The organism is Bradyrhizobium sp., assembly GCF_035935975.1.
Lineage (GTDB): Bacteria > Pseudomonadota > Alphaproteobacteria > Rhizobiales > Xanthobacteraceae > Bradyrhizobium.
Genome location: NZ_DASYWN010000052.1, coordinates 317,633 through 340,017 on the forward strand (window position 1 = coordinate 317,633; position 22,385 = coordinate 340,017).

Consider the following 22,385-nt stretch of genomic DNA (forward strand, 5'->3'; position numbering starts at 1 on the left):
CGCTCACCTCATCGCCGAGATCAGGGTGTCGTACATCTTGTTGACGGTGGAGATGACCTGCGACGCGGCCGAATAGGCCTGCTGCGCCGAGATCATGCTCGAGAACTGGCTGGAGGTGTCCGTGGTCGAGGATTCCAGCTCGCTGCCGTAGATGGTGCCGGCGCCGTTCTCGCCGGAGGCCTGCAGCGCGGCGTTGCCCGACGCCACGGTCGCCGAATAGAGGCCGTCGCTGGAAGCGGAAAGCCCGTTGGGATCGGCGAAGGTCGCCACCGCGATCTTGTAGATCGCGATCGTCTCGCCGTTGGAATAGGTGGCGTCGACCACGCCGTTCTTGCCGATCGAGATGCTCGACAGCTTGCCGTAGGACAAGCCGTCCGAGTCGATGCTGGTGACGTTGACCGCGGGCGTGGTTTCGCCGGACGCATATTGCGTCAGGCCGTCCGTCCCGCCGGCGGTGCCGAGCGCCATGGTGACCGTGCTGTCGGCCGCACCGTCGGTCCAGCCCGTGATCGAGACCGTCGCCGGGTCGGGACTGGTGCTGGCGAGCGAACCATCGCTGTTGAAGGTGATGTCGATGGTGCCGGAGGCCGTGCCGGTCGCGGTCGTCGTGTCGGACGCCGAGGTCGGATTGGCAAAGCTCGCGCTCCAGGCGTTGGTGCCGGTCTTGGTCCAGGTGATCTGCATCGTATTCGCCGCACCGAGCGAATCGTAGACTGTCATCGAGCTGGTATAGGTGTCGCCGGTGGCGGCGTCCGACGGCAGATTGGCCGCGATCGTGGTCTTGGTGGTGGCGCTGCCGCTGGTCGAGGCGATCTGGGTGTTGATCGCCGAGAGGTTGCTGGCCGATTCACTGCCGACGACGTTGCCGTCCGCGTCGGTGCGCCATCCTTCCAGATAGCTTCCGTTGTTTTCGAGGTAGCCGGCATTGTCGATCGTGAAGGCGCCGTTGCGGGTGTAGGACGTGGTGCCGCCCGACGTGGCGCTGGTCACCACGAAGAAGCCAGTGCCCTGGATCGCGACGTCGGTGGCGTTGGAGGTCGCGGCCAGCAGCCCCTGCTGGGTGATGTTGGCGCGGCCCGAGACGGTGACGCCGCCAGAGGCATAGGATGTCGTGTTGCTCGATGCGGTGACCAGCGCGTCGAACATCGCCGACGTCGTCTTGTAACCGGTCGTGTCGGAGTTGGCGATGTTGTCGCTGATCATCGAGAGAGATTGGCTCTGGGCGCTGAGCGCCGAGATCGCCGAGGACAATGCACCGGTGAGACTCATGGTGAAACTCCGAGAAAATCAGGACGAAGGATCAGGACGTGACGCCGAGGATGTTGGCGGCGCTGACAGCGACACTGTTCACCGTGAGCGTAGGCGTGGACGTCGAGGTATCGATGCCGGTCACCGTGCCGGTGACGGTCGTGTAGTTGAGGACCGAGTTTCCGGCGGAGTCCGTCGCGGTCACCGCGATGGTGTACTTGCCGCCGTCTGACAGCTGGTTGCCGCTGGAATCCTTGCCGTCCCAGGTGAAGCTGTTGGAGCCGGAATTGCCGGTGCCGGTCCCGGTGTAGACGACGTTGCCGGAGGAATCGGAGATGCTGATCGAGACGTTCGAGGCGGCCGAAGACAGCGAGTAGCCGAACGTCGCCGAGCCGTTGCTCAAGGTCGACGTGTCGGTCTTCGCCTCGACGGTGTGGCCGATATAGTTCACCGAGTTGAGCGTCACGAGGCTCGAGAACGAGCTCGCCAGCGACGACATGTTCGAGTTGATCGACTGCTGCTGGGTGAAGTTGGCGTAGGAGGTGAGCTGGTTGATGAAGTCGGTGGTCGAGGTCGCGTTCAGCGGATCCTGGTTCTGAAGCTCGCTGACGAGCAGGCTCAGGAAATCGCTGGAGGTGAGCGACGAACTCGACGACGTGCTCGATGACGATGCCGTCGTCGTGGTCGCTGTCGTCGCAGAACTCGTGGCGGAAACGGTCATCAGAAACTCCGGCTTTCCTGCGCTGCCGGTGACGGGCTGTCGCTCGGCGGCACGTGAAATCTGTGTGCTGATGAAACGCGTGGCCGAGCGGATTCAGGCGAGGATTCACGCGCGCGAAAATGGCTTTCGACACGGCAAAATCTGCCGCGTGGGCGAGCTAGTTTGCGCGATGATTATGCGGCGGCATCGCTGCGCTCCCCGTCCCGCAAGCGGGGCGAGGTGAAGACGCCAACGTCGGATGTCAGAGAGAGAGGCTTCAGCTCCCCGCCGTCTCGCCTTCGGTACGCGGCTCGGCGGTGTCGTCTTTCATTTTCGCAGCAGCGGCGACGATGCGGTCGGCGAGGCCTTTCGGCGCGCGGATCGCGGGGGCGGCGAGCGCCTGGCGCAAGATACGTGCCTCGTCCAGCAAGGCCTGCGCGGCGGACGATTGCGCCAGCAGCGCCTCGGCGGGCAAACGACGATCGTCGGGCCAGCGGGAGAGATCCTCGCCCAGCCGATCGATCAGTTCCTCAAACTCGGTGACGTCCATCGCCTGCCGGTCCCGCCTCGGTCAGGCTCCTCATAGAGCATTGCAGGCGCGGCGGAAACCGGATTTCGGCGGCTTCAGGCGCCAAATCCGCCCGCAGCACCGCGGAAAGCGGGCAAAACCGCAAGCCGCCCTTCCCTTCGCGTCGCCCGCGGGGCGTCGTCAGCCCTTGCGGGTCGAATCGGCCGCCGCGGCCTTGCCGCCGCGCACGGTGGCGTCGACATGCTCCCAGGCTTCGCGCAGTTCCGTCAGCGCAGCGACGATGCGGCTGAAGCTCTCGCGGGCATACGGCCGGCCGAAGGCCTTGTGGCTCGCCACGATGAGGCGGTTGTAGGTTTGGAACAGCCGCTCGGCCAACGCGCCGCCCTTGGTGAAATCCAGATTGTGGCTCAGCCCGCGCAGGATCGCGGTCGCCTTCATCAGATATTCGTGCCCCTCCTCGAAGCGCCGCGCTTCCTGCGCGGCCAGCGACTTCTGGAGGAAGGTGATCGCGCCGCCGAGCAGCATCGAAATCGCCTTGAGCGGCGGCACGCTGGTCGCGGCTCCCCGATAGGCCTGGTTGGCCATGTACGCCATCGGATTATGCATCATCAATTACTCGAGCTGGAGTTGAGCAAGGCCTTGAGATAGGTGAGCGTGTTGTTGGCGCTCTCGATCGCGGCCTGGTAGCTTGCGTATTGGGTCTGGAGCTGCGTCTGGTAGGCGGAAGCGGCGCTCTCGATGTCGTCCACCTTCTGCTGCAGCTCGTCGTCACGGTCGGTCAGGTTCGTGATCAACGTCTGCAGCGCGCCGGAGCTCGACGAGTAGTTCTTGGAGATCTGGTAGAGCTGGGTCGCGATGCCGGAGGTCGAGGTCACCGTGATCGACTGCGACGTCGAGCCCGAATAGGTGAAGGCCATGCCGGCATAGGCCGTCCCCGCGACGCCGATGATCGTGGTGCCACTGACCGTGAACATCGAGGAGTCGCCGCCGATCGAGGCCGAGGAGAGCTTGCCGTCGGAATCCACCGTGAGGTCGAGCGTGAAGGATTGCGGCGAGGTGCCGGTGTTGACGACGGTGAGCTGGCTCGACGAGGTCTTGGTCTGCGCCGACAGCAGCGTCGTGACGCCGCTCAAATTGGTGCTGAGGATCTCGGACAAGGTCGAGGTGTCGAGCTCGAGCTCGTTCTTCTCGTTGAAGGACAGGCCGAGGTCGGCCATGGTGAGGCCGCCGACGGTACTGTTGAGCGCGTTCTGGAGCGCGTCCATGATGTCGCGCATGGTGCCGTCGCCGAACAGCACCGCGCTCGAATCCGCCGTGCCGTCAGTGCCGGTCGCCTGCTGCGCGACCACCGCGTCGCGAAAGGTGTTGTAGTTGGTGACGAAGGTCTCGACCGCCGATTCGATCTGGCTGGTGTCGGGCTCGATGCTGATGTTCACCGTCGCGCCGTCAGGCGTCGCCTGGAGCAGGTTGAACGTCACGCCCGTGAGCACGTCGGTGATGTCGTTGGTGTCGCGCGTCATCGAGATGCCGTCGAGGGCGAACTCGGCGGCCTGCGAGGTCTGGAGCACGTCGGCGAAGGCGCCGGTGCTGTCGGTCACCCCGAGCTTGTTCAGGATGTCGTCGCCGGACGTGCTGGAATAGCTGATGTCGGCGGCGTCCTCGGTGCCGGTCAGCACCATTTCATAGGACCCGCTGGACACCTGGACGATCGACGCCTGCACATTGGTGGTCGAGGTCTGGGCGTTGATGCTGTCGACGATGTCCTGGAGCGACATCGTGCTGTCGACGGTGATGTCGGACGTCGTGCCGCCCTCGAGGCCGATCGAGAAGGTGCCGGAATAGCCGAGCTCGTCGGTCTGGCTCGATTGCGAGGTGCCGACCACCTTCTGCGCGGTCGCGACCTGGCTGATCGTCAGCGTATGGTCGCCCGTCGCGGCACCATTGCTGACCGACATGGACAGCGCCGAGGACGCGCTGACGTCGCCGGTCGAGCTGATGGTCGCCGCGCGGGTGGCGAAGACGTTGGTCGCCAGCGAATTGACGATGGAGGTCGCCAGCGACGACAGCCCGCTCGACAGCGTGGACAGGTCGGTCTGCAGCGTCTGGTAGGCGGAGATCTTGGCTTCGTTGTTGGTGATCGTGGTCGAGATCGTGGTCGCCTGGGCGAGCTTGGCGTTCACCGCCGCGGTGATCAGCGCGCTCCAGTCGACGCTGGTCGACGTGCTGGTTCCGGTCGTGGTCACCGAGGACGCGCTCGATGAGCTTGTGGTCGACGTGCTGCTGGTGCTCGAACTGACGCTGGTCACTGTGGTGGCCGCTCCATCCCCGGGAGAACCGGGCCGGCATCAAGCCGGCCCGGCGTAACGGTCGTCTGCGTCTCGCGCCTTAGCCGAGGAGCTTGAGCAGATATTGCGGCATCTGGTTCGCCGCGGATTCCGCCGACACCGCGGCCTGGGTCTTCACCTCGGCCGACGACAGCTTGGCCTGCTCGGAGGCGATGTCGACGTCCTTGATCGCCGAGTTCGCGGACTGCAGGTTCTGGGTCTGGGTCGAGATCGAGTCCGACGAGAAGTTGAACCGCGATTCCTGCGCACCGATGCTGGCGCGGGCGGCCGAGACCGTGTCGATCGCGGTATCGAGCGCGGTCAGCGCCGAGGTCGCATCCGACAGCGTGCTGACGTCGAGCGAGGACACGCCGAGCGAGGAGGCCTTGAGGCTGGTCAGCGTGATGGTGATGGTGTCCGAGCCGGAGGAGCCGACCAGGACCGAGACGCCCGAGGCGAACACGCTGGAGCCGTCGAGCAGGCTCTGGCTGGAATAACGCGTGCCGGTCGCGATCGAATCGATTTCGCTCGTGAGCTGCGAGAATTCCGAGTTGATGTAGGCGCGGCTGGAATCGGTCGTGGTGCCCGAGGCGGATTCGGAGGCCAGCGACTTCATGCGCGCCAGGATGTCGGAGATGTTCGAGGCGCCGCCGTCAGCGGTCTGGAGGATCGCGGTCGCCTGCGAGGCGTTGGTCGCGGCCTGCTGCAGGGTGGTGACGTCCGAGGAGATGCGGGTCGAGATCGCGAGGCCCGCGGCGTCGTCGGAGGCCGAGGTGATGCGCGAGCCGCTCGACAGCTTGGCGAGCGAGCTGCTCTCCTGCGCGGAATTGATGTTGAGGTAGCGGACCGCGGAGTTCGCGGCGGTGTTCGTGTTGATTGCAGGCATTGGAACCTCCTGTGCTGATGGGCATGGCGTGCCGCATCGTTGAAGACGATTGACGACGCAGACCGCAGCCCCGTCCGTTCGCTCAAACGGCGGAGCGCAGAGAGATCAGGCGCGAAAGTTTTCGCGAGGGAGATTTTATGGTTAGCAGTCGGTAAACGCGGTGCGGATGTCGCGTTCGTGCTTGCGCAGCAACTGGCGCAGTTGCTGGCGGCCGCGCTTGAGCAGCGACTCGACCGCAGCCACCGTGGTGTCCATCACCTGCGCGATCTCGCCGTTGCTCATGTTCTCGTGGTACGAGAAGATCACCGCGATGCGCTGCTGCTCGGGCAGGCGCTGCATGGCGAGCTCTAGCATGTCGTTCAACTCGTTGCGCTCGATGATCTCCACCGCGCCGGGCTGACCGTCGGCGACCTCGGGCACGGTCTCGACGTTCTCGTTGCGCGGCTTGCGGCGCAGGTCGATGCAGCGGTTGGAGATGACGCGGTAGAGCCAGGTCGAGAACTTGGCGCGGCCATGCTGCCAGCGTCCGCGATGGCTCCAGATCTTGAGCATGGTATCCTGCACCACGTCTTCGGCGTCCGCTGCATTGCCGACGATGCGTAGCGCGATGGCATAAGCGCGATCGATGTGGCGCTCGACCAGCATGCGGAACGCCGCCTCGTCGTCTGCAGCAAGCCTGTCGAGAAGTTCACTGTCTTCATCGAAGACGACGTCGTCGGCGACCGGCGCGCTGTCAGGCGCGAGCGGCGCCGACGGCATCACCGGCACGGCCATGTCGGCCGGCACCGTCGTCGCAATCTCGGCCTCGGCGGGAGCCATGACATCAGCAGCGTAACTCATCCCGCAACCTCCAACCCGCAATGCCGGCGGCGCACATGCCACACGGCTTCCAGGCGTTGAACGCGGCACCAAAACAATCCAGGCGGAGAATTTTTGTTATTGTTCAAGATGTTATCCGGTCATTTTTGCCGAGTATCGGGCAATAATTGCCGACTGCGCGATCATCTCGCGCCTCACACCTGCAATCATCACATCGTCTCGCGCCATGGCGGATCATCCATCCTGAACAGATGCACTGAAGAGAAAACGCTGACATTACGCGGCACTAGGTGATCGCGCGCGACGCGCATGATGCGCGCGAAGTTGTGATTGTTTCCGAGTGTGAATGAACGCGAGACGGCTTCCGCACCCGGCAATTTTTTCCGAATCACCTTTTTCGAACCTAGCGATTTTTTTGAATCTGTCAGTCGCGACGCGCGCGTTTTTGAAGCGCGCGTGAATTTTTTTCGCTTCAGCGGCGCCTGACCTCGCGCGTGCGCACGTTAATCGTTCTGATTGGCGGGGATTTGACGCATGACGATCGCAACGGCGGACGCAAAGCGTCGCACGAGATTTGTTTCTGCTTGGTCGTTCGATGTTTTCGATACATTTCTGCTTCGTGCCTGCACGACGCCAGATGGCGTATTTGAAAGGACTTACGAGCTATCGGGCATTTCAAGAACTTGTCCGAATGTTTCCGCGAGTTTCGTTCAGCATCGCATCCAGGCCGAAGCGCGCGCGCGCAGGGCCGCGAAGGAGAAGCACGGCGGAAGCGAAGTTCGCATCGAGGAAATCTATTCGTTCTTTCCATTCAACCTGTTCGGCCTCAAGCGCAGCGACCTGAACGGCCTCGTCGAATCGGAGTTTTCGGCAGAGCTCGCGCTGTGCCGCGCCAATCCGGACATGCTTCGGCAATATCTCGACATGAAGCGTGCCGGCCACCGCGTTGGATTCATCTCTGATACCTATTGGGATTCCGACCGGCTGGCGCGATTGCTGCGCGCTTGCCGCCCCGGCCTGACATGGGACTTTCTCTACGCCTCCTGCGACCACGGCAGCGGCAAGAGCGAGGCGCTTTTCGCGAAGTATCTGACCGAGCAGGGCGTCGATGCCGGTGCCTCCTTCCATGTCGGCGACAACGAGCACGCGGACATCAAGGGCGCACGGCGTCACGGCATTCGGCCGCGCTACTATCCCCAGGCTTCGCGGGAGTTGGCCTCGAAGCTGCAGCGTGAGACCTCGCTGTTCGAGTTGCTGTGCCCGGGGGCGCCGTCGCGGCTCGATCACGGGTTGCGCACGTTGCGGCGAATGATGGCCGCGCGCAGCGCCGAGAGATCTCCGGCCTTCCACCTCGGCACGACGGTGCTCGGCCCTGTCATGACTGCCTTCGACGCCTTCATCGCCAGGCGCTGCGAGCAGGTTGCGGGTCCCGGCCGGCATGTCGTTCTCGGCTTTCTCGGCCGCGACGGATTCCTGTCGCACTGGATCTGGGAAGAGCTGCACGGGACGACGCCCTATCTCGAGATCAACCGCCGCGTCAGCCTGATTGCCTCGGCCGACACGCTGCAGCCGCTGATCGACTTCCTTCCCAAGATCGCGAAGTTCGACGCGCCGACCTTTCGCGACATGGTCAAGGTGCTGCCGCCGAAAGTCGCGGCGTTCTTCGCCAAGGCACCCGACGGTACCGTGACCGGCCGCGAGCTCGCCGAGGTGTTACCCGCCTTGATGGAGACCAGCGACATTCTCGAGCTCGCTGCGATCCTGCGCGCACGGCTGCTCGCTTACATGCGCCACGCGATACCGGATTTCGACGCCTGTACCGATCTCGTTCTTGCCGATCTCGGCTATTCAGGCAGCGTGCAGAAAGCCCTGCGGCGGGTCTTCGACCTCGAAGGCATCAAGATCCGCCTCCACGGTGCTTATCTCCTCTCGATCGACGATGCCTTCGACGATCTCGCCGAAGAGGACAGCGCGACCGGCTTCATCTCCGATCTCGTGGTCACGCCTCACGTCAAGCGCATGCTGGTGCGGAATGTCGCGCTGCTGGAGCAGGCTTGCAGCTCCGCCGAGGGCTCGGTGCGCGACTATGACGGCAACGAGGTCCTGCGCGAGACCAACCCGCACTCCGCCGGCCAGATCGCGCTGGCCGCCGAAATCCAGTCCGGTGCCATCGCCTTCGCGGCAAACGCCGGCGACGTTGCGCTCGACTTTTGTCTGAGCCCTTACAGCGAGCCCGACGTCTCGGCACGCTGGAGCATGGCAACCCTGGCGCGCCTGCTGCTGCTCCCCGATGACGACGAGCTGGCGCTGCTCGGCGGCCTGCAGCACGACGTCAATCTCGGCACGCAGGCGCTGGCGCCGATGCTGGACTGCGATTTCGTCCGCAACCAGATCACGGCCCGCGGCCTCTCTGCCGCCTGCACGTCGGCCGGACCGCCGATGTGGCTAGCGGGCAGCTTCGCACGCCTGTCCCCTTCCCACGCCTATCTCTATACGCTGTTCGGCGCCAACCGCCTGCCCGCCGACGTCTTCGAAGAAAGCCCCTGCGGTGCGGTTCAGGTCGGATTGTTCCGCGCCAAAGGCGAGGCAACGCTGGAATCGGTCGCGGTCCACCGCACCGGCCTCGGGGAGCTGCGCGTGCGCATTCCGGTCTCTCGCACCATGGGTATCGCCATGTTGGCGCTTCCGCTGCCGAAGTTCGCGCCCGAAGGCCTCCTGCACGGCGTGACGATGCAATCCGCCGACGAGATCCGCGAGGCCGCGGCAAGTCAGGACGTCATCAGGGTCCCCGCCGAGAGCCTGGTCTATGCCGGCGTGCAACGGAACCGTGAGCACTATCGCGCCGAGACCGACGAAAGTTGCCTGCTGATCCCGGTCGCCCCGATGATTCGGGACATCACGGTCTATTCCGTCGCGATCACCCCGCTCGGGTCCAGCGTCAAATAGTGCGCCTGATCGCGCCGCCCCGGCCGTTGAAGTGCAGGGGCCGGCACGAGGGGGCACGGAATTGACGGACAAGACGCACGAGAACCTTGATCGGCTACTGCAAACCGGCGGCGTCAAGCTCGGCCGGCCCCAGTGCGATCGGCTGGGCTGGCTGGTCGGCCAGTACGGTGCGCCGACCCTCGATCTCAGCGAGAGCCCGCGGGCTGGCGTCATCATCCTCAGGGAACCGCTCAGCGGCGCGGCGGCCGAGCTGTTCTACCGGTCGCTCACGCCCGGCTGCACCGTCGTCATTCCCGCTAGCGAGAATCCCGGCTTCGACTTCCTCAAGTCCAAGCTGACCGAGTTCGGCACCGTCGGCCCCTCCGGCGCGGACGGCCCGCACGAGATGTGGTGGGGCGGCATCGGCTGGTCGAAATTCCTTACCGCAGCCGACGCATCCACCGTCCGGCCGCGGATCGTCTCCTGCTATCCACGCGGCGACGCGACCGCAGCCTTCGCGCTCCGGCACTCGCTCGAGCGTTTTGATCTCCCCTGCCATATCGAGCCGATCGATACCCAGCTCGACGACCGCGTTCTCTGCTTCGAGAAGGCCGAGTTCATGCTGCGGATGTGGAGCAAGTACCGCGAGCCGCTGCTGTTCGTCGAGACCGATGCGACCTTCCGCGAAGCGCCCCTGCTGCCGTCCTTCCTCGGCTGCGACGTCGCCCTCCACAAATGGAATCGCTGGGAGATGTCGGCGCGCACGCTCTATCTCGGCCGCACCGAGCGCGCCGAAATGCTGCTCCGCACCTGGCAGCGGCTTGCGGCGTCCTACCCCGCGATCTGGGAAGGCTATCTGCTCGACCAGGCCTGGAGCCTGACCTCCTCACAGGTGCCGCTCGATACCGTGTGGCTGCCGCGGTCCTATCACGCGCTGAAGGGCGATCTCGGCGCGATGCGTGCCACCATCCTGCACAGCGAACAGACCACGACGCTGGATCTCGGACCCGATCCCGGCTTCGCAGGCATTGCACGCGCGGCGCGCCGCGCCGGACGCACCGGTCCCCGCGACGCCTTCATGATCATGACCTCGAAGGCCGAGAACGGTACCGGCATCGCCGTGATCCTGCGCGATGTCTCCGCCAGCGATGCCGGCGCGGTCGCCGCCACCGTGGAAGCCGTGACCGGCGCCTATGCCGCCGACTGCGGCGGGTACGGCCGGCTCGAGCTGACGCTCTGCGCCTGGCAGGACGACGTCGGCGCCGCGCGTGAAGCCGCAGCCCATGCCCGCTACCGCATCCTGGAGATCGCGCCGGGGCAGCGCATCGCCAACGATTTCTTCGTCGCCCACGCGTCCGACGATGCGGTCATGACCGCGCGCCATCTCTTCCCTTGAGGGACACCACACGATGCTCAAGACCATCATCCTGCTCACCGACACCGTGCAACAGCAACAGCCGCTCGCCAATCTGCTCCGCGAGCACAATCGCGAACTCGCCTTCTGCTCGGCGCTGCGCGCCCAGGACCTCAGCGCCATCACCCCCGACGTTCTGAACGAGGCGCGCCTCGTATCCTTCGCCGCCGACGTCGCCGTCCCCGAAAAGTTCCTGCTCAGGCTCGGCTACGGTGCGTACAAGTTCTACGCCGCGCCGACCCAATATCCGGGCCTGCCGCAGGCGCCCGACGAGAGCGACGAGGATCCGCGCTGCTATTCCGTGATCGCGCAGTCGATGACGATCTGGCCCGATTTCAAGAAGGTGGTTGGCCTCGAGACCGTGACGATCCCGGACGGCACCGTTCCTGTCGAGCGCGAGCGGCTGGTGTTCTCCCGCCTGGCGCATTTGTTCTGGGGCATGTCGCACATGATCGCCGGTGAGGCGACCGACCTTCCTGCCATCATCGGGTCCGGCGAAAGCCAGCGTCCGGCGCTCGCCATGATGAACTGAGCTCTTGCGCTAGACTTTGAGCTGCGCCGACAGGGCATCGCGGTGCTCGGGCGCAGCGATCGCGATCATCCGGCGCGCACGCTCGGCAAGCCCGCAGCCGCGCAGCTCGGCAATCCCCCATTCGGTGACGATGGCATCGACATCGGCGCGCGGCGTCGTCACCGTCTCGACATGGACGACGATACGGCTGGTTCCGTCGGACGCCGTCGCCGGCAGGGCGATGATCGCCCTTCCCCCAGGAGAGGCGTTGGCGCCGCGGACGAAATCGAGCTGCCCGCCGATCGCGCCGATTGCGACGCCATGCAGCGTCTCGGAATTGACGCTGCCGTCGAGCCCGACCTGAAGCGCCGAGTTGATCGCGACAAGGCGGTTGATCCGGGCCAGCACGCCCTGGCCATGCGTGTAGGACGTCGGCCGCACCGCGACCGCCTTGTTCTCGTGCACGAAGCGATAGAGCCGCTGCGTGCCGATCACCTGATTGGTGACTGTTAGCCCGGGGTCGATCCGCTTCTCCGCATTCGTCACCGCGCCGCGCTCGATCAGGTCGACGACCGCGTCGTTGATCAGGCCGGAATGAATGCCGAGGTTGCGGGCGTGGGACAGCGAGGAGAGGATCGCGTCCGGAATCCGCCCGACGCCGAACTGGAGCGTGCTGCCGTCGCCAATCAGGCCTGCCGCGTGGGACGCGATGCGCCGCGAGACATCGTCGAGCGGGGGCGAGGCCAGCTCGACCGGCGGACGGCGGGCCATCACGCGGTGATGGATCGGCACATCCCCGGGCCATTCCGCACCGAACGTAAAGGGCGCATGGGGATTGATCTCGGCGATGACGAGGCGCGCACCACGCGCGGCATCGGTGACATAGTCGTTGGAGAGGCTGGCGCTCAGCCGCCCGTCGCTCCCTTCGGCGAGTTGCACCAGAACGACATCGGCCTTGTGGCGGCGTGTGGCGAAGTCGGCACAGAAGGCGCTGTAGTTGCTCGGGAGTACGTCGAGCCGCCCGGCCTTGGCCAGTCGCCGCGTATTGCCGATCACGCCATAGCTCTGGAACGAGACGTTGGACGCAGGGCCTGCTGAGAACGTGTCAGAGAACACCGGCCCGACCATCATGCGAAACGACGGAAGCAGTTCAGCCTGCACCATCAGCGCTTCGGTCAGGGTGACCGGCTCCGCCGTCGCCTGTCCGCACACGACGAGATCGCCCTCGCGGATCAGGCCGGAGTAGTCGATCGGCGGCGCGTCCCCGGACATCGCCGCCTCAGCCCATCAGGGTGAGACGCGCGGAGGACTCCGCCAGCAGCGTGCGCAGCTCCGTCTTCACGATCTTGCCGTAGCTGTTCTTCGGCAGCTCGCCGGTGAGGTAATAATGTTTCGGCCGCTTGAAGCGCGCGATCCAGGCATTGCACATCTGGTCGAGCTCGTCGCGCGTGACCGCCCTGCCCTCGGCAGCAACCACGATGGCCACCACCTCCTCGCCCCATTCCGGATGCGGCCGGCCGATCACCGAGACCTCGGCGACGGCGTCATGCCGCAGCAGCACTTCCTCGACCTCGCGCGGATAGATGTTGGTGCCGCCGGAGATGATGACGTCCTTGGAGCGGTCCTTCAGCGTGAGGAAGCCGTCGGCGTCGAAGGCGCCCATGTCGCCGGTATAGAGCCAGCCGTCGCGCAGCGTGTTCGCGGTTGCCTCCGGATTCTGCCAGTAGCCGGACATCACGGTGTCGCCACGCACGATGATCTCGCCGACCTCATCAGGCGCAACGTCCCGGCCCGCCTCGTCCACGGTCCGCACCTGCACCACACCCTGCGCGATGCCGACCGAGGCGAGGCGCTCCTCGTGGCGCGGATGACCGGCGTCGACATGCATGGATTTCGGCAAATAGGTGATGGTCATCGGCGTCTCGCCCTGACCGTAGATCTGCGCAAGCTTTGGCCCGAACACCGCGAGCGCGGCCTTGCAATCGGCGACATACATGGGGCCGCCGCCATAGATGATGGTCTTCAGCCCCGGCGCGGCTGCGCCCGCCGCTTCCGCCGCAACCGTCAGGCGCCGCACCATGGTCGGTGCCGCGAAGAAAGAGATGTTATCCCGCTTGGCGGTCAGCGCCAAAATCTCGTCCGGCTCGAAGCGGCCGCTCTCTGGAATGATCTGCGCGCCCATGCCGAGAACATGCGGCACCATGTAGAGGCCGGAGCCGTGCGACATCGGGGCCGCGTGCAGCAGGGCCTCGCCGGGCACGACCGGATTGATCTCGGCGAGATAGTTCAGCGACATCGCGAGCAGATTGCGATGGCTGAGCACCGCGCCCTTCGGCCGCCCGGTGGTGCCGCTGGTGTAGAAGATCCAGGCGGGATCGGTGATTGCGACATCCGCGATGGCAATGCCCTCGGTCCTCTCCAGCGCGCGATGCTCGGCCGAGCCGATCTCGATGATATCAGGCTTGGCCGTGCCGAGCGCCAGCGCGTCCGACGCGACACCGGCCATGTCCTCGGTCACGAACATGACCGCAGCGCCCGAATTGTCGAGGATGAACGCGACCTCGCGCGGATGCAGCTTTGCGTTGATGGGAACGGCGGCCAGGCCCGCATGCCAGCAGGCATAGAGGCAGGCGACATAATCCGGCACGTTCTTCATCAGCAGCGCGACGCGGTCGCCCCTGCTGAGGCCAAAGCTTTGCTGCAGCGACGCGGCCAGCGCGGAAACAGTCGTCGCGAGCCGGCCGTAATCGGCGACCGGCGTCAGGCCCTTGAGAAGAGCCGGCGCGGATGCGTCGGCCTTGGCTGCACGCAGGAGATGATGGGCGAGATTCACTGCGATCCTCCCCGAACCCTCGGCCTAGTACGACTTGGCGAGGCCGAGCACCTTTTCCGCGATAAAGCTGAGCGCGAGCTGCGGGCTGACCGGCGCGATGCGCGGGATCAGGACTTCGCGCAAGTAACGCTCGACGTGGAATTCCTTGGCGTAACCAAAGCCGCCATGGGTCATCACCGCCTGCTCGCAGGCATGGTATCCGGCTTCGCCTGCGAAATACTTCGCCGCATTGGCGCCCGCGCCGCAGGGCAAGCCCTTGTCGTACTGCCATGCCGCCTGCATCACCATCAGCCAGGCTGCCTCGAGCTCGACCCAGTTCACCGCGAGCGGATGCTGAATGCCCTGGTTCTTGCCGATCGGCCGATTGAAGACGACGCGCGTCTTGGCGTATTCGGTCGCGCGCGACAGCGCCAGCTTGCCCAGCCCAACGGCTTCCGCCGCGATCAGGATGCGCTCGGGGTTCATGCCTTCGAGGATGTACTGGAAGCCCTTGCCCTCTTCGCCGATGCGGTCCTCCATCGGGATCTCGAAATCCTCGAAGAACAGTTCGTTGGAATCGACGATCTTGCGGCCCATCTTCTCGATCTCGTGGACCTTGATCTTCTTGCGATCGAAATCGGTGTAGAACAGGCTGAGGCCGTGGGTCGGCGAGCGCACCTCTTCCAGCGGCGTGGTGCGCGCCAGCAGCAGGATCTTGTGCGCGACCTGCGCGGTCGATATCCAGACCTTCTGGCCGTTGACGATGTAGCGGTCGTTCTTGGCGACAGCGCGGGTCTTGAGCTGGGTGGTGTTGAGGCCGGTGTTGGGCTCGGTGACGGCGAAGCATGCCTTCTCGCGGCCCTCGACCATCGGCGGCAGCATCCGCTTGCGCTGCTCCTCGGTGCCGAACACGACGACAGGGTTGAGACCGAACACGTTGATGTGCACCGCGGAGGCGCCCGACATGCCGGCGCCGGACTCCGCGATGGTGCGCATCATGATCGCAGCTTCGGTGATACCGAGCCCGGAGCCGCCATATTCTTCCGGCACGCAGATGCCGAGCCAGCCGGCGTCAGCCAGCGCCTTGTGGAAGTCATGCGGGAAGCCGCCGTCGTGGTCCTTCTTCAGCCAATAGGCGTCGGGAAAGCCTTCGCAGATCTTTGCGATGGCGTCGCGAATGGCTTCCTGCTGATCGGTGAGCGCGAAATCCATGTTCTTGATCTCCTTCTTGGGAGCCGCGAGCTCCGATCTTAGCGCCCCATCTGCGAGGGCAGCCAGAGGATGATGGACGGAAACGCCACCAAAATCGCGATCGCGATCAGGTGCGCGATGAAGTGCGGGAAGGTGCCGTGGAAGACTTCCGCCACCGGCCGCTTGGCATAGCGGGCGACGATGAAGCAGTTCAGCCCGACCGGCGGCGTGATCATGCCGACCTCGGCAGTGACGATCTTGATGACGCCGAACCAGATCGGATCGAAGCCGAGCGTCTTGATCAGCGGCAGAACGATCGGCACGGTCAGCACCAGGATCGCGATCTGGTCCATGAACGAGCCCAGCACGATGTAGCCGAACAGGATCAGCGCGATGATCACCCAGCGTGAAGTCGGCAAGGAGCCGACCCAGGCGACGAGATCCTGCGTAACATGGGTGAGCGTGAAGAAGTACCCGAAGATCGAGGCGCCGACCAGGATCGTCACGATCATGCAAGTGCCGTGGCAGGCACTGAGCAGCGCCCGGTAGAGCGTGGCCGGGGTCACCCTGCGCTTGGCAACGGCCAGCAGCAACGCCCCCGCCGCGCCCAACGCTGAGGCCTCCGTCGGCGTCGCGATGCCGAGATAGATGGTGCCGGTGACCAACGAGAATAGCAGAACCATCGGGCCGACCTGCCAGAGCAGCGAAAATTTCTCGCGCCATGAGACCGGCTCGACACGTGGAGCCCGCGAAGGATCCTGCCAGACCAGGAAGTAGATCGTCGCCATGATCGTTGCGGTCACGAGCACCGCTGGAAGGATGCCGCCGATCAGCAATTGCCCGATGTTGACTTCGGCGAGCAGACCGAAAATCACCAGCGCCACGCTGGGCGGAATCAGCATCGCCAGCGTGCCCGAGATGGCGACCACGCCTGCCGCCATCTTGGGCTCGTAGCCCTGCTTGATCATCGCAGGCAGACTCGTGGAGGAAAGCGTCGCCGCTGATGCGGTCGAGGTGCCGCAGATCGCGCCGAAGCCGGCGCCAGCCAGCGCGGTCGCCATGCCGAGGCCGCCGGGAACGCGGCCGATCCAGGCCGATGCCGTTTTGAACATGTCGTCGGCGACGCCGGACAAAAGGACGAGGTCCGCCATCAGCAGGAACATCGGGATCGTGATCAGCTCGTAGGACGAGACCGTCGAGAGTGGCGCCGTCTGCAGAATGCCGAACAGCGTCCCCGTGCCGCCAACCATCAGGAGGCCGACCGAGCCGGCAAATCCCATGGCGAAACCAACGGGCGTTCCAATCGCGAGCAGCAGGAAGAGCAGGCCGAGTACGAGGATAACGGTCATGTCGGGCTGCTCTTATTCGAAGCTGCGGGATTCGTCGGTCAAAGCCGGCAATGGAAACAGATCACGCCCGGACGCGAGACTGAGTACGTTGCCGACGAGTTGCAGCGCCAGCCGCAGCACGAGCACGCAGCAGCCGAACGGCACGAGCGCCGCCGAAATCCACGTCGGCCACGGAATGGCGCCAGCGAGCACGTCGTGCTGCTCGTAATTCTCCAGCGCGCGCTCAAACCCGACCTTCGAGATCAGGATGAACACGAACAGCCCCGTGATCGCGGTGACGATTTCCGACAGGCGTCGCCCCGCCGGCGGCGCGCGCGACAACAGGACGTCCACGCCGACATGCGCATGGACACGCAAGGTATCCGACAGCGTCAAGAAGAACACGCCGGCCATAAGATACAGCCCGATCAGGTCGTAGGTGAACGAGAGCGGGCTGTTCAGGACGTAGCGCATGAAGACGTCGGCCACCACCAGCGCCATGATCGCGAACAGCGAGATCGCCGCGATCACCGTGAGCGCGCGCTCGAGCACGCCAAGAACATCTAATGCCCGCTTGATCACCTCTGACGCCCCCCTTGTCGTATCGTTCAGGGTTACTTGGCGCCGCCGACGGCGAGCAAGTCTTCGAACTCCTTCAGCGCGGCGGAGGCCTGCTTGCCGCGGCTGTCGAGCCCGCTTGCCCATTCCTTGCCGACGCCCTTGAGCTTGTCCTTCATCTCGGCGCGCGTCGCCTCCGGCAGCGGATCGAAGCTGACGCCTTCGTCCTGCATGTGCTTCTTGGTGACTTCGCCTTCCTTGTCGACGTCGGCGCAGGCCTTCGGCGTGATCGACTCGGAGGCCTCGTTCATCGCCTTCTTGACGTCGTCGGGCAGCTTGTCCCAGACCGACTGGTTGATGGAATAGGCGACGATGAAGCTGCCGAAGCTGACGCCTTCGGTGGCGTGCTTCACCAGCTTGTCGAGGCCGTAGGACACGACGCTGTCCAGCGGGAACAGCAGGCCGTCCATGGTGCCGCGCGACAGCGACTCATAGGCATCGGGCGCGGCCATGCGCACCGGCACGGCGTTCAGCGCGCGCAGCGTCAAATCCTGCGCGCCGCCGGTGGTGCGCAGCTTCAGGCCCTGCATGTCCTTGGTGGTTTCGACCTTCGACTTGACGGTCCACACCTGGTAGGGCGGCAGCACTACGGCCATCAGCAGCTTGATCTTGTTCGGCGCGTATTCCTGCTTGGCCAGGATGCCTTCGCGCGCGGTCTTCCAGTAGGCGAGCGTGCCCTGGCAGCTGGTCGCGAACGCGCCCGGCAATTGCGCGACTTCCGACAGCGGCATCTTGTCGGAGACGTAGGACGGCCCGATGTAGCCGATGTCGACCACGCCGGACTGCGTCAGCCGCAGCATGTCCGCCGCCTTGCCGATCTGCTGGTTCGGGTAATAGGTGAAAGTCACCGCGCCATTGGTGCGCTTGGTGACGTCGTCCATCCAGGGCTTGAGCATCAGGCGGACGAGATAGTGACCGGCGGGGAAGCTGTCGGCGATCTTCAGCTCGAGCGCCTGCGCCTGAAACGTCGAGACCGGCAGCGTGAGAGCGAGCGCGGCTGCGGCCCAGACCCAATTCTTCTTCATTTCGTTCTCCTTGACGCCATCCCACGCCGAAGGCGGCAGCGAAGCGCTGCAGCACCATCCGGTCCTCACTCCAATTCTTGCTTGAGGAAAATGTACATATATGTGAATTTATCTGTCAAGTATATGAACTATGCATGAAGCTATGCGCGTGGAGACGGTGACGTCGAATTGACACCATCATTTTATGAACTCTAACTCCACGTATATGAATTTATCCCACGAGGCCCCATGGGACCGCTCGCCGGCTTCACCATTCTCGACCTGACCTCGGTACTGATGGGCCCCTACGGCACCCAGGTGCTGGCGGACATGGGCGCTGACGTCGTCAAGGTCGAAAGCCCCGAAGGCGACATCGTTCGCCAGATCGGTCCCGGCCGCACGCCCGGCATGGGCGGGATGTTCCACAACGCCAATCGCGGCAAGCGCAGCATCGTGCTCGATCTCAAGAAGCCCGAGGGGCGCGACACGCTGTTGCGCCTGGCGAAGAGCGCCAACGCGCTCGTCTACAATGTGCGCCCGCAGGCGATGGCGCGGCTCGGCCTCGACTACGAGACGCTGGCCGCGATCAATCCCTCGCTGGTCTATGTCGGCGCATTCGGCTACGGCCAATCGGGCCCCTATGCAGCAAAGCCCGCCTATGACGATCTGATCCAGGGCGCGGCAACGATCCCTACACTTCTCGCCGCGGCGGGCGACGGCACGCCGCGCTACGTGCCCGTCACCATCGCCGACCGCATTGTCGGCCTGATGATGGTCAACGCGATCATGGGCGGGCTGATGCACCAGCAGCGCACCGGCGTCGGCCAGCGCATCGACGTGCCGATGTTCGAATCGATGACGGAGTTCGTGCTGGTCGATCACCTCGGCGGCCTCACCTACGATCCGCCGCTCGACCACGGCGGCTATGCCCGCTTGCTCTCGCGCTATCGCCGCCCCTACAAGACCAGCGACGGCTATCTCTGCGTCCTCATCTACAACGACAAGCACTGGCGCAGCTTCTTCGAGGCGATCGGGCAGCCGCATTTCCTCGATCAGCCGCGCTTCGCCAACCACGCGGCGCGCACGAAACATATCGACGAGATCTACGAGGAGATCGGCCAGATTTTCGCAACGCGCACCTCCGCAGAGTGGCGCGAGCTGCTGGAGCGCGCCGACATTCCGGTGATGCCGATGCATACGCTGGAGACGATTTTGGACGATCCGCATCTCAATGCGATCGACTTCTTCAAGGCTGTCGATCACCCCGTGGAAGGCCGCATCCGCCAGATGCGCGTGCCCTCCACCTGGAGCGTGACCCAGCCCGAGGCCAAGGGCCCCGCACCGACGCTCGGCCAGCATGGCCGCGACATTTTGCGCGAGGCCGGCTTCTCGACCGAAGAGATCGAGCAGCTCGCAGAACAAAAAGCAGTTCATCTGGCCGCGCCGCCGTAACGGCAGCGCGGGCCAAATCGCAACGATACAGGGAGGAAACCGCGATGGCCGGACTTTATTTCGAGGACTTTTCCGTAGGCCAGGAGTTCAGGCATCCGCTGACCCGGACCGTCACGGAAATGGACAACACCATGTTCAGCCTGCTGACGCTCAACCCGCAGCCGCTGCATATCGACGCGCATTTCGCCGAAAAGACCGAATTCGGCCAGCGCATTTTCAACAGCCTTTACACCCTCGGCATCATGATCGGCATGACGGTCTATGATACGACCATGGGCACCACCGTCGCCAATCTCGGCATGACCGACGTCACCTTTCCGAAACCGGTCTTCCATGGCGACACGTTGCGGGCGACGACAAAGGTGCTCTCGGTGCGGGAATCCAAATCGCGGCCCAAGGCCGGCATCGTCGAGTTCGAGCACCATGCTCTGAACCAGAATGACGAGATCGTCGGCAAATGCCGCCGCATGGCGATGATGCACAAGAGGCCGGTCTGATGCGTTCGATGCTGTTCGTGCCGGGCGATTCCCCGCGCAAATTCGAGAAGGCGAGCGAAGGCAATGCCGACGCGCTGATCATCGATCTCGAAGATTCCGTCGTCACCGAGAAGAAGCCGGAGGCACGCGGGCTCACGCTGGCGATGCTGAAGAGCCGTCCCGGCCCGCACCAGCTCTATGTCCGCGTCAACGCGCTCGACACCGGCATGACGCTGGCCGATCTCGCCGCGGTGATGCCGGGCAAGCCCGACGGCATCGTGCTGCCGAAATCGCAAGGCGGCGACGACGTGCGCCAGGTCGCGACCTGGCTCGAAGCCCTGGAAGCGGCGTCCGGCATCACGGTCGGCGCGACCCGCATCGTCTGCGTTGCGACCGAGACCGCCAGCTCGATCTTCGGGCTCGGCAGCTACAAGGGCTGCTCCCCTCGCCTTGCCGGCCTGATGTGGGGCGCGGAAGACCTTTCCGCTTCGCTCGGCGCGACCGAGAAAGCGAGCGGTGGCGTGTTCCACAGCCCCTACCGCCTCGCGCGCGATCTCTGCCTGATGGCGGCGGCGGCAGCGGAAGTTGCACCGATCGACACCGTCTACACCGACATCGACAATCTGGTGGGCCTCGAACAGGAAACGCGCGCGGCGCGCCGCGACGGATTTTCGGCGAAGGCGCTGATCCATCCGAAGCATGTCGACGTCGTCAACGCGGCGTTCGAGCCGACCGATGCGGAGCGCACATGGGCGGAGAAGGTGATCGCAGCCTTCGCGAGCAACCCGAACTCCGGCACGCTGCGGCTCGACGGCCAGATGATCGACAAGCCGCATCTTCGCGCCGCGAAGAAAATCCTCGGCCAGCCCTAGAGCAGGACACAAAGCCCCGCCATGATCGTTCGCCAAGCCGCAAACGTCCTGGAGATCATGGAATTCTTCGCGCAAACGAGGAAGCCGGCGACGCTTGCCGAGATCGCCGATCATTTCGGCTGGCCGCGCTCGTCGACCTTCAATCTGCTCGCGACGCTCTCGGAGAAGGGTTATCTCTACGAACCGCGGCCGCGCGCCGGATTCTATCCGACGCCGCGGTGGCTGGCGATGGCCCGGATGATCTCCGAGGTCGAGCCGCTGCCGCCATGGACGCATACGCTGATCGCCGATCTCTCGGCGGAGACCGGCGAGACCGCGTCCATCGTGGCGCCGGCGGGCGTGATGGCCGTCTTCATCGACGTCGTCGAGTCCCAGGCGGCGATCCGCTATTTCGCGACCATCGGCCACCGTGTGCCGATCCACGCCACCGCGAGCGGCCGCGCGCTGCTGCTGCAATATTCGCAGGAAGAGCGCGACTCCGTCTATCGCAAGATCGAATTCAAGCAGTACGGCCCGTCGACGCCGATCAGTATCGAGGCGGTCGAGACCGAGCTGCGCAACTCGATCGAACGCGGCTATTGCCAGAGTTTTGCGGATTACAGCCGCGACCTCGCCGGCGCGGCGATCCCGCTGCCGATCGGCGATCGCCGTCTTTCCGTGGTCGTTGCGGGGCCGGAGTTCCGGATTGGCCCGAAGGTCGCTGAAGTCGCCGCGTTGATCGCGCGGACGGTGGACCGGCTACGGCCGAAGACGGCTGTCTAGCTTCAGTCAAATCCCTGGATAGGCGGCGCCGTGGTCTCCACCGGAGCCGCAGGCGCAGCTTGAACCGGCTGCACCACGGGGGCGGCCTGGACCGGCGGGTTGCTCGCAGCTCTCATCTGACCGCTCGCCTCCATCGCCTGGCGCGTGCGCGCCGGAGCGGTAGTCGCAGCGACGCGGGACGCATCACGACGTGACGGCTGCCGATGTCTGGCTGACTGCGAACCTCTCACGCCCCATGACCGCGCGATCGAAGGTCCGGCGGTATAGCCGATCACCGCGCCCGCGACGGCTCCGACCGGACCGAGCACGACGGCACCGGACACGGCGCCTATTGCCGCAGAGCTGGCGCGCTCCTGCGCAGCGGCGCTTGCCGGCACGCCGGCCAGCAGCACGATGGCAGTGATCAGAGCCTTGTTCATCGGAGCGCCTCCTGCACGGAGATCACTTCTTACTCAAATATGGCCGCACCGGGTTTGTTCGTGGCCCAACACGGGGCAATCGCGAATGGAACTCC

Annotated in this window: 21 protein-coding genes and 1 pseudogene; 8 read left to right on the top strand and 14 right to left on the bottom strand. The window is 64.8% G+C overall.

Annotated features, from left to right (window positions below; all coding sequences use genetic code 11):
- Window positions 1–3: 3 nt before the first annotated feature.
- The 5 genes from flgE to fliD all read right to left on the bottom strand — a co-directional run bounded on the left by flgE (window position 4) and on the right by fliD (window position 4,720).
- The gene (gene flgE, locus VGR99_RS32185) at window positions 4–1,269 is read right to left on the bottom strand and encodes a flagellar hook protein FlgE (protein ID WP_326903963.1); all 1,266 of its coding nucleotides are present in this window, start codon (window positions 1,267–1,269) and stop codon (window positions 4–6) included.
- Window positions 1,270–1,300: 31 nt separating this feature from the next.
- Window positions 1,301–1,969, bottom strand: a complete 669-nt coding sequence (locus VGR99_RS32190) for a flagellar hook assembly protein FlgD (protein WP_326903964.1) — start codon at window positions 1,967–1,969, stop codon at window positions 1,301–1,303.
- Between the two features lie 256 nt (window positions 1,970–2,225).
- Complete coding sequence (locus VGR99_RS32195) at window positions 2,226–2,498, bottom strand: hypothetical protein (protein ID WP_326903965.1); 273 nt, start codon at window positions 2,496–2,498, stop codon at window positions 2,226–2,228.
- Window positions 2,499–2,657: 159 nt separating this feature from the next.
- Complete coding sequence (locus tag VGR99_RS32200) at window positions 2,658–3,086, bottom strand: flagellar export chaperone FliS (RefSeq protein ID WP_326903966.1); 429 nt, start codon at window positions 3,084–3,086, stop codon at window positions 2,658–2,660.
- On the bottom strand, window positions 3,086–4,720 hold the full coding sequence (gene fliD / locus VGR99_RS32205; RefSeq protein ID WP_326903967.1) for a flagellar filament capping protein FliD: 1,635 nt from the start codon (window positions 4,718–4,720) through the stop codon (window positions 3,086–3,088). Before fliD ends, VGR99_RS32200 begins: the two co-directional genes overlap by 1 nt.
- On the opposite strand from fliD, the gene VGR99_RS32210 reads away from it, so the two are divergent.
- Window positions 4,713–4,841, top strand: coding sequence for a hypothetical protein (locus tag VGR99_RS32210; protein WP_326903968.1), 129 nt, complete (start codon window positions 4,713–4,715; stop codon window positions 4,839–4,841). The two genes, fliD and VGR99_RS32210, sit on opposite strands and share 8 nt — an antisense overlap.
- A 21-nt stretch (window positions 4,842–4,862) precedes the next feature.
- Here VGR99_RS32210 and VGR99_RS32215 read toward each other — a convergent pair whose 3' ends face one another.
- Together VGR99_RS32215 and VGR99_RS32220 are read right to left on the bottom strand one after the other, a co-directional pair.
- Window positions 4,863–5,687 (bottom strand): flagellin, encoded by an 825-nt coding sequence (locus tag VGR99_RS32215; RefSeq protein WP_326903969.1) that lies wholly within the window; start codon window positions 5,685–5,687, stop codon window positions 4,863–4,865.
- A 141-nt stretch (window positions 5,688–5,828) separates the two neighbouring features.
- Window positions 5,829–6,527, bottom strand: coding sequence for an RNA polymerase sigma factor (locus tag VGR99_RS32220; RefSeq protein ID WP_326903970.1), 699 nt, complete (start codon window positions 6,525–6,527; stop codon window positions 5,829–5,831).
- 513 nt (window positions 6,528–7,040) lie between these two features.
- On the opposite strand from VGR99_RS32220, the gene VGR99_RS32225 reads away from it, so the two are divergent.
- From VGR99_RS32225 to VGR99_RS32235, 3 genes are all read left to right on the top strand, one after another.
- Window positions 7,041–9,452, top strand: coding sequence for a hypothetical protein (locus VGR99_RS32225; RefSeq protein ID WP_326903971.1), 2,412 nt, complete (start codon window positions 7,041–7,043; stop codon window positions 9,450–9,452).
- A 61-nt stretch (window positions 9,453–9,513) separates the two neighbouring features.
- The gene (locus tag VGR99_RS32230; RefSeq protein WP_326903972.1) at window positions 9,514–10,827 is read left to right on the top strand and encodes a hypothetical protein; all 1,314 of its coding nucleotides are present in this window, start codon (window positions 9,514–9,516) and stop codon (window positions 10,825–10,827) included.
- Between the two features lie 13 nt (window positions 10,828–10,840).
- Window positions 10,841–11,377 carry a hypothetical protein gene (locus VGR99_RS32235; RefSeq protein ID WP_326903973.1) on the top strand — a complete coding sequence of 179 codons (537 nt, stop codon included), beginning with the start codon at window positions 10,841–10,843 and terminating at the stop codon, window positions 11,375–11,377.
- 9 nt (window positions 11,378–11,386) lie between these two features.
- On the opposite strand, the gene VGR99_RS32240 is transcribed toward VGR99_RS32235, so the two are convergent.
- The 6 genes from VGR99_RS32240 to dctP are packed head-to-tail and all read right to left on the bottom strand — an operon-like array spanning window position 11,387 to window position 18,330.
- Complete coding sequence (locus VGR99_RS32240) at window positions 11,387–12,628, bottom strand: acetyl-CoA hydrolase/transferase family protein (RefSeq protein WP_326903974.1); 1,242 nt, start codon at window positions 12,626–12,628, stop codon at window positions 11,387–11,389.
- 7 nt (window positions 12,629–12,635) lie between these two features.
- Window positions 12,636–14,189, bottom strand: a complete 1,554-nt coding sequence (locus tag VGR99_RS32245; protein ID WP_326903975.1) for an AMP-binding protein — start codon at window positions 14,187–14,189, stop codon at window positions 12,636–12,638.
- 24 nt (window positions 14,190–14,213) lie between these two features.
- A complete protein-coding gene (locus VGR99_RS32250) occupies window positions 14,214–15,380 on the bottom strand; it encodes an acyl-CoA dehydrogenase family protein (RefSeq protein ID WP_212026728.1) in 1,167 nt (388 codons plus the stop codon).
- A gap of 38 nt (window positions 15,381–15,418) precedes the next feature.
- Window positions 15,419–16,708, bottom strand: coding sequence for a TRAP transporter large permease (locus tag VGR99_RS32255; RefSeq protein ID WP_326903976.1), 1,290 nt, complete (start codon window positions 16,706–16,708; stop codon window positions 15,419–15,421).
- 12 nt (window positions 16,709–16,720) lie between these two features.
- Window positions 16,721–17,269 (bottom strand): TRAP transporter small permease, encoded by a 549-nt coding sequence (locus VGR99_RS32260; protein WP_326903977.1) that lies wholly within the window; start codon window positions 17,267–17,269, stop codon window positions 16,721–16,723.
- A gap of 32 nt (window positions 17,270–17,301) precedes the next feature.
- Window positions 17,302–18,330 carry a TRAP transporter substrate-binding protein DctP gene (gene dctP, locus VGR99_RS32265; RefSeq protein ID WP_326903978.1) on the bottom strand — a complete coding sequence of 343 codons (1,029 nt, stop codon included), beginning with the start codon at window positions 18,328–18,330 and terminating at the stop codon, window positions 17,302–17,304.
- 228 nt (window positions 18,331–18,558) lie between these two features.
- Between dctP and VGR99_RS32270 the strand changes: the two genes are divergently transcribed.
- The 4 genes and pseudogenes from VGR99_RS32270 (at window position 18,559) to VGR99_RS32285 (ending at window position 21,871) form a co-directional block, all read left to right on the top strand.
- A complete protein-coding gene (locus VGR99_RS32270) occupies window positions 18,559–19,761 on the top strand; it encodes a CoA transferase (RefSeq protein ID WP_326903979.1) in 1,203 nt (400 codons plus the stop codon).
- A gap of 29 nt (window positions 19,762–19,790) precedes the next feature.
- Window positions 19,791–20,258 (top strand): annotated as a pseudogene (locus tag VGR99_RS32275) (MaoC family dehydratase); the annotation flags it as partial.
- A complete protein-coding gene (locus tag VGR99_RS32280; protein WP_326903980.1) occupies window positions 20,258–21,109 on the top strand; it encodes a CoA ester lyase in 852 nt (283 codons plus the stop codon). The pseudogene VGR99_RS32275 and the gene VGR99_RS32280, both read left to right, overlap by 1 nt.
- 21 nt (window positions 21,110–21,130) lie before the next feature.
- Entirely contained in the window at window positions 21,131–21,871 is a 741-nt protein-coding gene (locus VGR99_RS32285; RefSeq protein WP_326903981.1) for an IclR family transcriptional regulator, read from the top strand.
- Window positions 21,872–21,873: 2 nt separating this feature from the next.
- On the opposite strand, the gene VGR99_RS32290 is transcribed toward VGR99_RS32285, so the two are convergent.
- Window positions 21,874–22,290, bottom strand: coding sequence for a hypothetical protein (locus tag VGR99_RS32290; protein WP_326903982.1), 417 nt, complete (start codon window positions 22,288–22,290; stop codon window positions 21,874–21,876).
- Window positions 22,291–22,385: the final 95 nt, after the last annotated feature.

Excerpts from the sequence above, each read along its gene's own strand:
- VGR99_RS32190 (WP_326903964.1), bottom strand. The coding sequence starts at position 1,969 with ATGACCGTTTCCGCCACGAGTTCTGCGACGACAGCGACCACGACGACG.
- VGR99_RS32255 (WP_326903976.1), bottom strand. The coding sequence starts at position 16,708 with ATGACCGTTATCCTCGTACTCGGCCTGCTCTTCCTGCTGCTCGCGATT.
- VGR99_RS32250 (WP_212026728.1), bottom strand. The coding sequence starts at position 15,380 with ATGGATTTCGCGCTCACCGATCAGCAGGAAGCCATTCGCGACGCCATC.
- VGR99_RS32195 (WP_326903965.1), bottom strand. The coding sequence starts at position 2,498 with ATGGACGTCACCGAGTTTGAGGAACTGATCGATCGGCTGGGCGAGGAT.
- dctP (WP_326903978.1), bottom strand. The coding sequence starts at position 18,330 with ATGAAGAAGAATTGGGTCTGGGCCGCAGCCGCGCTCGCTCTCACGCTG.
- VGR99_RS32285 (WP_326903981.1), top strand. The coding sequence starts at position 21,131 with ATGATCGTTCGCCAAGCCGCAAACGTCCTGGAGATCATGGAATTCTTC.
- VGR99_RS32290 (WP_326903982.1), bottom strand. The coding sequence starts at position 22,290 with ATGAACAAGGCTCTGATCACTGCCATCGTGCTGCTGGCCGGCGTGCCG.
- VGR99_RS32235 (WP_326903973.1), top strand. The coding sequence starts at position 10,841 with ATGCTCAAGACCATCATCCTGCTCACCGACACCGTGCAACAGCAACAG.
- VGR99_RS32240 (WP_326903974.1), bottom strand. The coding sequence starts at position 12,628 with ATGTCCGGGGACGCGCCGCCGATCGACTACTCCGGCCTGATCCGCGAG.
- VGR99_RS32270 (WP_326903979.1), top strand. The coding sequence starts at position 18,559 with ATGGGACCGCTCGCCGGCTTCACCATTCTCGACCTGACCTCGGTACTG.
- VGR99_RS32225 (WP_326903971.1), top strand. The coding sequence starts at position 7,041 with ATGACGATCGCAACGGCGGACGCAAAGCGTCGCACGAGATTTGTTTCT.
- VGR99_RS32280 (WP_326903980.1), top strand. The coding sequence starts at position 20,258 with ATGCGTTCGATGCTGTTCGTGCCGGGCGATTCCCCGCGCAAATTCGAG.
- VGR99_RS32215 (WP_326903969.1), bottom strand. The coding sequence starts at position 5,687 with ATGCCTGCAATCAACACGAACACCGCCGCGAACTCCGCGGTCCGCTAC.
- VGR99_RS32220 (WP_326903970.1), bottom strand. The coding sequence starts at position 6,527 with ATGAGTTACGCTGCTGATGTCATGGCTCCCGCCGAGGCCGAGATTGCG.
- flgE (WP_326903963.1), bottom strand. The coding sequence starts at position 1,269 with ATGAGTCTCACCGGTGCATTGTCCTCGGCGATCTCGGCGCTCAGCGCC.
- VGR99_RS32200 (WP_326903966.1), bottom strand. The coding sequence starts at position 3,086 with ATGATGCATAATCCGATGGCGTACATGGCCAACCAGGCCTATCGGGGA.